The 7,634-nt window shown below is 75.8% G+C and carries 7 protein-coding genes; 4 read left to right on the top strand and 3 right to left on the bottom strand.

Annotated features, from left to right (window positions below; all coding sequences use genetic code 11):
• Positions 1–934 (top strand): SbcC/MukB-like Walker B domain-containing protein (locus SSBG_RS27025; protein ID WP_037870738.1); only part of this gene is annotated, 934 nt, incomplete at its 5' end.
• 18 nt (positions 935–952) lie between these two features.
• On the opposite strand, the gene SSBG_RS27030 is transcribed toward SSBG_RS27025, so the two are convergent.
• Positions 953–1,423: an Lrp/AsnC family transcriptional regulator gene (locus SSBG_RS27030; RefSeq protein WP_008749235.1), complete on the bottom strand. Its 471-nt coding sequence runs from the start codon at positions 1,421–1,423 to the stop codon at positions 953–955.
• 93 nt (positions 1,424–1,516) lie between these two features.
• On the opposite strand from SSBG_RS27030, the gene SSBG_RS27035 reads away from it, so the two are divergent.
• The gene (locus SSBG_RS27035; RefSeq protein WP_008749236.1) at positions 1,517–1,987 is read left to right on the top strand and encodes a rhodanese-like domain-containing protein; all 471 of its coding nucleotides are present in this window, start codon (positions 1,517–1,519) and stop codon (positions 1,985–1,987) included.
• A gap of 59 nt (positions 1,988–2,046) precedes the next feature.
• On the opposite strand, the gene SSBG_RS27040 is transcribed toward SSBG_RS27035, so the two are convergent.
• Both SSBG_RS27040 and SSBG_RS27045 read right to left on the bottom strand, forming a co-directional pair.
• On the bottom strand, positions 2,047–3,729 hold the full coding sequence (locus SSBG_RS27040) for a DUF885 domain-containing protein (RefSeq protein WP_008749237.1): 1,683 nt from the start codon (positions 3,727–3,729) through the stop codon (positions 2,047–2,049).
• Positions 3,730–3,927: 198 nt separating this feature from the next.
• Positions 3,928–5,337, bottom strand: a complete 1,410-nt coding sequence (locus SSBG_RS27045; RefSeq protein WP_199781412.1) for a GNAT family N-acetyltransferase — start codon at positions 5,335–5,337, stop codon at positions 3,928–3,930.
• 118 nt (positions 5,338–5,455) lie between these two features.
• On the opposite strand from SSBG_RS27045, the gene SSBG_RS27050 reads away from it, so the two are divergent.
• Positions 5,456–5,902, top strand: coding sequence for an SRPBCC family protein (locus SSBG_RS27050; RefSeq protein WP_008749239.1), 447 nt, complete (start codon positions 5,456–5,458; stop codon positions 5,900–5,902).
• Between the two features lie 204 nt (positions 5,903–6,106).
• On the top strand, positions 6,107–7,634 hold a 1,528-nt coding region (lanKC, locus tag SSBG_RS27055; RefSeq protein WP_199781413.1), incomplete at its 3' end, for a class III lanthionine synthetase LanKC.

Genomic DNA, 7,634 nt, shown 5'->3' on the forward strand with positions numbered 1-7,634 from the left:
CGCCACCACGGCCGACCAGCTCAAGGAGGCCGACGCGCGCCTCGCCGACGCCGCCTTCGCCGCCCGCTTCGACACCCCCGCCCTCGCGGCGGCGGCGAGACTCCCCGGGCCCGAGGCGCGCGAGCTGCGCGAACGCGCCGAGTCCCACGCCCGCGAGGTCCACACGGCCACCCTCGCCCTCGCCGAGCACGCCGTCGCCGAGGCCGCCGCGCAGCCGCCCGCCGACCCGGAGGCGGCCTCGCGCGCCGCCCGCGCGGCCGAGGACCGCGCCCGGGCCGCCGCCTCCGCGCGCGACGCGGCCCGCTCGCGCGCCACCGCGCTCGACGGCCTCTCCGCCGAACTGACCGCCCGGGCCCGCGACCTGGGCCCGTTGCGCGCGCGGCACTCGCTCGTGGGCGGCCTCGCCGACCTCGCCGCCGGGAGCGCGAAGCGCAACGACCGCAGGATGCGCCTGGAGTCGTACGTGCTCGCCGCGCGCCTGGAGCAGATCGCCGCCGCCGCGACGGCGCGCCTGGCCCGTATGTCCCAGGGCCGCTACACCCTCGTCCACTCCGACGACCGCGCGGCGCGCGGGAAGCTCTCCGGGCTCGGCCTGCACGTCGTGGACGCCTGGACCGGGCGCGAGCGCGACACCGCGAGCCTGTCCGGCGGCGAGACCTTCTACGTCTCGCTCGCCCTCGCGCTGGGCCTCGCGGACGTCGTCACCGGCGAGGCGGGCGGCGTGCGGCTCGACACGCTCTTCATCGACGAGGGCTTCGGGAGCCTGGACGAGCAGACCCTGGACGAGGTCATGGACGTGCTCGACGGACTGCGCGAACGCGAACGCTGCGTCGGCATCGTGAGCCACGTCGGCGAACTGCGGCGCCGCGTGCCCGCGCGACTGGAGGTCGTCAAGGGCCGGGTCGGCTCGACGGTGCGGGAGCGCGGATTCTGAGGAGCCGCACCGGAGTGCTCACCCCTCCGGGGCCCGCAGCGCCCGGCCCGGCAGGGGCGAGGAGTAGACGACGTTCGTCGTCACGGCACCGAGCGTCCCGATCCGCCCCACCTGCGTCTCCAGGTCCCGCATCGAGCGGGCGGCGACCTTCAGCAGGAAGCAGTCCTCGCCCGTCACGTGGTGCGCTTCGAGCACCTGCGGCATGACGGCCATGAGGTCGTGGAACGGCTTGTAGTTCGTCGTCGGGTAACGCAGCCGTACGAAGGCGAGCACGCCGAGCCCGAGCCGTTCCGGGTCGAGCACCGCCGTGTACCCGCGCACGAACCCCGCCTCCTCCAGGCGCCGCACCCGCTCCGTCACCGCGCTCGGCGACATCGCGACCTCGCGCGCCAGCTCGGCGAACGAAGCCCGCCCGTCCCGCTGGAGCGCGCCGAGCAGCCGCCAGTCGGTGGCGTCGGGGGAGAAGGGGGCGGAGGGATGCGTGGTCATGGTGCGGATATACCAGGGTTTCCCCGGCGAAGGCGAGCCGAGGCCGGGATTTCCGCCTGTGCGGGACCGCCTCCGCTCCGTACCGTTGGCGCCATGCACACCACCCCGGCGCTCGACGCCTTCGCCGAACCCGCCACGGCCGCCGCCCACTTCCGCGCCCTTCTCGCGCACGCCGCCGACGTCTCCGACGTGGCCGCCGCGCTCGCCCGCGACGGCGACCCCGGCTTCGTCCTCGCCGACACCCGCTCCGAAGGCGCCTGGGTCCAGGGCCGCATCCCGGGTGCCCGGCACCTGCCCACCGCCGTCCTCGCGACGGGCGCGCACGGCCTCGACCCCGGGGTGCCCGTCGTCGTCCACTGCTGGGGCCCGGGCTGCGACGGGGCGCGGCGTGCGGCCCTCGTCCTGTCCGAACAGGGCTTCCGGGTCAAGGAGTTGATGGGCGGCTTCGAGTACTGGGTGCGCGAGGGCCTCCCGTACGAGACCGGGACCGCGCCCGCCGTGACGCGCCGCGACCCGGCGGACCGCCTCACGGCCCCGCTCGGGGCGGACGACTGCGGCTGCTGAAGGCGGGGAGGGCTGGATCTGGCCGGGCCGCGCCTCTCCAAGTACGCCGCGTCAGCCGCTCAGAGCCGCGACAGTTCCTCCACCAGGTCGTCCAGACCCAGCGAGCCCTGCGAGAGCGCGGCCATGTGCCACTTCTTCGCGTCGAAGGAATCGCCGTGCGCCTTCCGCGCGTTGGCCCGGCCCGTGAGCCAGGCGCGCTCGCCGAGCTTGTAGCCGATGGCCTGCCCCGGCATCGACAGGTAGCGGATCATCTCGCTCGCGACGAACGCGGCCGGACGGCTGCTGTGCGCGGCGAAGAACTCGTGCGCGAGAGCCGGGGTCCAGCGCTCGCCCGGGTGGAACGGCGAGTCGGCCGGGATCTCCAGCTCCAGGTGCATCCCGATGTCGATGATGACGCGCACGGCGCGCATCATCTGCGCGTCGAGGTAGCCGAGACGCTTCTCCGGCGTGTCCAGGAAGCCGAGTTCGTCCATGAGGCGCTCCGCGTACAGCGCCCAGCCCTCCACGTTCGCCGAGACCATGCCGATGCCGGCCTGGTAGCGCGAGAGGCTGTCGGCGACGTGCGTCCACTGCGCGAGCTGGAGGTGGTGCCCGGGCACGCCCTCGTGGTACCAGGTCGAGGTGAGGTCGTAGACGGGGAAGCTCGTCTCGCCCATCGTGGGCAGCCAGGTGCGGCCCGGGCGGGAGAAGTCCTCCGAGGGCTCCGTGTAGTACGGGGCCGCCGCGCTGCCCGCCGGGGCGATGCACGCCTCGACCTTGCGGACCCGCTCGGCCAGCTCGAAGTGCGTGCCGTCGAGCTTGTCGATCGCCTCGTCCATGAGGCTCTGGAGCCACTGGCGGGCCTCTTCGACGCCCTCGATACGGGTGCCGTGCTCGTCCAGGTGCGCGAGCGCGGCCCACGGCGTCGCCGCCCCGGGCAGCACCTTCTCGGCCTCGGCGCGCATCTCGGCGAGCAGCCGGTGGAACTCGGACCAGCCGTACGCGTACGCCTCGTCCAGGTCCAGGTCGCTGCCGTTGAAGTTCCTCGCCCAGCGGGCGTAGCGCTCGCGGCCCACGACGGCCGGGGCGTCGGCGATCTCCGGCGCGTACTCCTCGCGCAGCCAGTCCCGCAGCGCGACGACGGCCGCCGTGGCGCCGCGCGCCGCCTCATCCAGTTCGGCGCGCAGCGCCTCGGGGCCGGCGGCGGCGAAGTCTTCGAACCAGCCGCGCCCCTCGCCCGCCCACTCGGTGAGCTGCTCGATGAAGGTCGCGGTCGGCTCGGGCTGCGCGGGCAGGTCGCGCTCCAGGCCGAGCGCCAGCGACTCCTGGTAGCCCTCCAGGGCCGCCGGGACGGCGCGCAGGCGCGCGGCGATCGCCCGCCAGTCCTCCTCGGTCGCGGTCGGCATGAGCGTGAAGATGTCCCGCACCGGGTGGGCGGGGGTGTTCATGTTGCCGACGGTACGCAGGTGCTCGCCCGCCTCGTGCACGGCGAGTTCGGCGGTCAGGCGCTCGCGGAGCAGGCGCGCGCAGCGCCGCTCGATGTCGCTGTCGGCGCCCGGGGCGCGCTCGGCCTCGGCGAGCCGGTCCAGGGTGGTGCGGGCGAGCGCGGCGAACGCCTCGGCCCCGGTGGGGGAGAAGTCGGGCAGCCGCGTGGCGCTCTCGGCGACACCGAGGTACGTACCGGTGATCGGGTCGAGGGCGACGAGGTCGTCGACGTACGCGTCGGCGACCTCGCGGGGCAGCGGGGTCTTGGTCTCTGGCATGGGTTCATCTTGGTACCTGACGGCGGGCGGTGTCATCCGGATGGCGGGTCCTCGGTGTCCGTTTTCCGGACGGTGTGCCGAAAGACGCGGGGTGAAAACGGTCGTTCCCGTACTGGAACAGGCCCCGGACGGCGGGTCCGGGGCCTGTTTTCGGCCGGGAGCGGGTCTCATGGGCCCGCGCCCCGGGAGCCGTCGCGGTCAGCCCCGTGCGGGCCGCTCGCCCACCGTGCCCCCGGCCCGCGCGTGCCCGGTGGTGTCCGGCTCGTGGCCGGCGAGACGCGCCGTGATCACGAGGGTGCCCTCCTCGATCCGGTAGTCCAGCGGCAGCCCGAGCCCGCGCATCGCGGCGACCATCCCGGTGTTGGCGGCCTGCGTCACGGCGTACACGCTGTCCGCCCCCGCCTCGGCGGCCATCGCGACGAGCCGTTCCAGGAGCCGCGAGCCGACGCCCTTGCGCTGCCACGCGTCCTCCACGAGGAGGGCGACCTCGGTCTCCTCGCCGTCCCACAGCAGGTGCCCGAGGGCGACGAGCCGCCCGGAGGCCGTGCGCGCCGCGAGGGTACGGCCGTGCCGGGGGCCGAGCAGGTGCGCGAGGTAGCGGTCCGCGTCGCGCACCGGGCCGTGGTAGCGGCGGGCGAGCGTCGCGGGGGAGCAGCGGGCGTGCAGCTCCTTCGCCTCTTCCAGCTCCCCCTGCCCGGCCCGCTCGACGCTGACGGCCTCGCCGCGCGGCAGCGTGTACACCTCGGCGCCGCCGGGGAGGCGGGGCCCGAGCCGCGCGTCGAGCGCGAGGAGCGCGCGGGCCCGGGCGAACTCGGTGGGCGTGAAGGGGAGGTGGGGGCGCTCGGCGGTGACCACGTCCCCCTCGGGGGTGTGCAGGCGTAGGACGGTGCCGGGTCCGCCCTCGCCGTCGTGGACGCCCTCCGCGCCCTCCGCCGCCTCCGCGCCCTCGCCGGCCCTGCGCGCGGGCAGCGAGCGGATCGCGCAGCGGCCGAGGAGTTCGCGCAGCGCGCGGGGCAGTTCGGCCGGGTCGAGCGCGGTACGGGTGGCGAGGTGCAGGATGCGCGCGGGCGGGTCCACGAGGTCGTGCGCGTCGGCCCGCTCGATCCACGTACCGCTGCCGCCCGCGGCGGCGACCGCCCGGGTCAGCGCGGCGGCTTCCAGGCCCGCGGGCGCGCGCAGCGAGAACTCGTCCACGGTGCCCTCGGCGAGCGGGTGGGTCTGGAGACTGAGGATGTCCACGCGGTGCCGCGCGAGCGCCCCGCACAGCGCGGCGAGCGAGCCCGGCTCGTCGCGCACGGTGGTCCGCATCCGCCACAGCGCCGTGGCGCCGCCCCCCTCCCCGGTCGCCGGTTCCGTACCGGCCCCGGTATCGAGCGGGGGAGGGGCGTGGCCGTGGCGGCGCGACCACCACACGTGGAAACCGGCGGTCGCGGCGAGCAGTACCGCCGAGGTGACCAGCAGCTCGGGGCCCCCGGGACCGTGCGCGACGGTGTTGGCGACCGCGTCGGCCACGGCGACGGCGGTGAAGAGCGCGGCGAGCTCGACCAGTTCGCGGCGCCAGTGGCGCGGACGCGGGGCCGCCTTGTGCACAGGGGTCTCAGGATTCATGGGTTCAGCCTCGGGCACGGGTGTTGCGCGGCAGCGAACGCTTTGTGACTGATCGGTTAAGTATCGTTCCGATACGGAACGCATGGATCTGTTCGGATACCTCCTGGAAAGGAACCCCTTGGCTCTCTTCGTGATCGAGCGCGGCAGTCCCCTCCCCGCGGCCCGCGCCTGGGGACTGCTCACCGACTGGCGCCGCCACGGACGCGTCGCCCCGCTCACGGCGGTACGGGTCCGCGGCGGTCCCCCCGGCGGCGGCCTCGGCACCGTCTTCGTCGCCCGCACGCGCGTCGGCCGCCTGGGCTTCGACGACCCCATGGAGGTCACCGAGTGGCAACCGCCGCGGGGGGACACCCCGGGCGTGTGCCGTCTCGACAAGCGCGGACGGGTCTTCACCGGCTGGGCCCTGGTCGAGGTCCTGCCCCTCGCCGCGGGCTGCCGGGTCCGCTGGAGGGAGGACATCAGCCTGCGAGGCCTGCCCCGCGCGGCGGACCCCCTCACCCGCCGCCTCGCCGCCCTCGTCTTCGGCAAGGCGGTGGACCGGCTGCTGGTGGAGGACGCGCGGTGAGCGCGCGGCCCGCACGGCACGTGCGTTCCGCCCGCCCGCCCCGCGCCGCCACGCGCGCGGGAGCAGGTGCGGGAAGCACGTCGCGGCCGTGCGGGAAGCGCCCCGCAGTGGTGACAACGGGCACTGCCCCGCAGGGGTCCTGGCGTGCGAATCTCGATCGCGCCGCCGGTTCCGGTGGCTCCGCACCGCATCGAGGGAGGACGCGTGAACCCCGAGTACGCCGCGTACGCCGCCGCGCACCCCCTCTTCTACGACGCCCCGCACCACGCACGGACCGTCCTCCCCGCCCTGGGGGACGCCGGGGACTACGCCGACGCGCTCGGCACCGTCCCGCCCGGCTGGGAGGAGGCCCGGCGCGGTGACTGGCGCTCGCTGGCCCCGGCCGGCGCCCACATACCGCCGCAGGGCTGGAAGATCCACGTCTCGGCGAGCCTGGAAGCGGCCCCCCGCCTCCTCGCCACAACGGCCCGCCTCTGCTTCGACCGCCGCGTGCCCTTCAAGTTCGTGCCCACGCCGACGCTGCTCCTGCTGCGCAACGGCAAGTACGCGGACCGCGCGGGCAGCGGCAAGTTCCTCACGCTCTACCCGCCGCGCCCCGCGGACTTCGAGCCGCTGTGCCGGGACCTCGCCGCCGCGCTGGACGGCGAGCCCGGACCGTACATCCTGAGCGACCTGCGCCTGGGCGCCGGGCCCGTGCACGTGCGGTACGGGGCCTTCGCGCCGCGCTTCTGCCCCGGCCCCGGCGGCGTCCCCGTCCCCGCCGTCGCCGACCCGGCGGGGACGCTCGTCCCCGACCCGCGCGGTCCCGTCTTCGCCGTACCCGACTGGGTCACCCCGCCGCCCTTCCTCGCCCCGCACCTCGCGGCGCGTGCCGCGGCCGGCGCGGACGGCATCCCGTACGCCATCGAGGGCGCGCTGCACTTCTCCAACGGCGGCGGGGTCTACCGCGCCAAGGACCCGCGGACGGGACGGCGTCTCGTCCTCAAGGAGGCCCGGCCCCACGCGGGACTCGCCGCGGACGGCGCCGACGCCGTGGCCCGCCTGGCCCGCGAGGCGGACGTGCTGCGCCGGCTCGCCGGGCTGGACTGCGTGCCCGCCGTGCACGAGGACCTGACCGGGGGCGAACACCGCTTCCTCGTCATGGACTTCGTGCCCGGCACCACCCTCAACACGCTCTTCGCCCGCCGCTTCCCGCTCTCGCGCTCCGCGCCCGGCGAGGCGGAGCTCGCCGAGCACGCCGCCTGGGCCGAACGCACGCACCGGCTCGTCGCCGACGCCGTCGCCGCCGTCCACGCGCGCGGAGTGGTCATGGGCGATCTGCACATGAGCAATGTCATGGTGAGCGAGGACGGTCAACGCGTCGTCCTGCTCGACTTCGAGGCGGCCTCCGCGCTGAGCGAGGCGAGACGGCCCTCCGTCGCCAACCCCGCCTTCGCCGCCCCGGGGGACCGCGTGGGGCAGGCCGTCGACACCTACGCGCTCGCCTGCCTGCGCCTCGCCCTGTACCTGCCCCTGACGACACTCCTCGGCCTCGACCGCGGATACGCGGCCCGCCTCGCCGACGCCATCGCCGAGACCTTCCCCGTGCCGAGAGCCTCGCTCGACGCGGCCGTACGCGAGATCACGGGCCCGCAGGCGCCGCCCGCCGCGCGCGCCGAGCCCCCCCCCCCGCCTCGTCCGCCGTCACGGCTCCGCGCGCCGAGCCGCCCGCGTCGTCGGCCGTCACCGCCCC

Source organism: Streptomyces sp. SPB074 (assembly GCF_000154905.1).
Taxonomy (GTDB): Bacteria; Actinomycetota; Actinomycetes; order Streptomycetales; family Streptomycetaceae; genus Streptomyces.

Bases quoted from the DNA above. Each gene is read 5' to 3' on its own strand.
- SSBG_RS27035 (WP_008749236.1), top strand. From the start codon at position 1,517: ATGCACACCACCCCGGCGCTCGACGCCTTCGCCGAACCCGCCACGGCC.
- SSBG_RS27030 (WP_008749235.1), bottom strand. From the start codon at position 1,423: ATGACCACGCATCCCTCCGCCCCCTTCTCCCCCGACGCCACCGACTGG.
- SSBG_RS27040 (WP_008749237.1), bottom strand. From the start codon at position 3,729: ATGCCAGAGACCAAGACCCCGCTGCCCCGCGAGGTCGCCGACGCGTAC.
- SSBG_RS27045 (WP_199781412.1), bottom strand. From the start codon at position 5,337: ATGAATCCTGAGACCCCTGTGCACAAGGCGGCCCCGCGTCCGCGCCAC.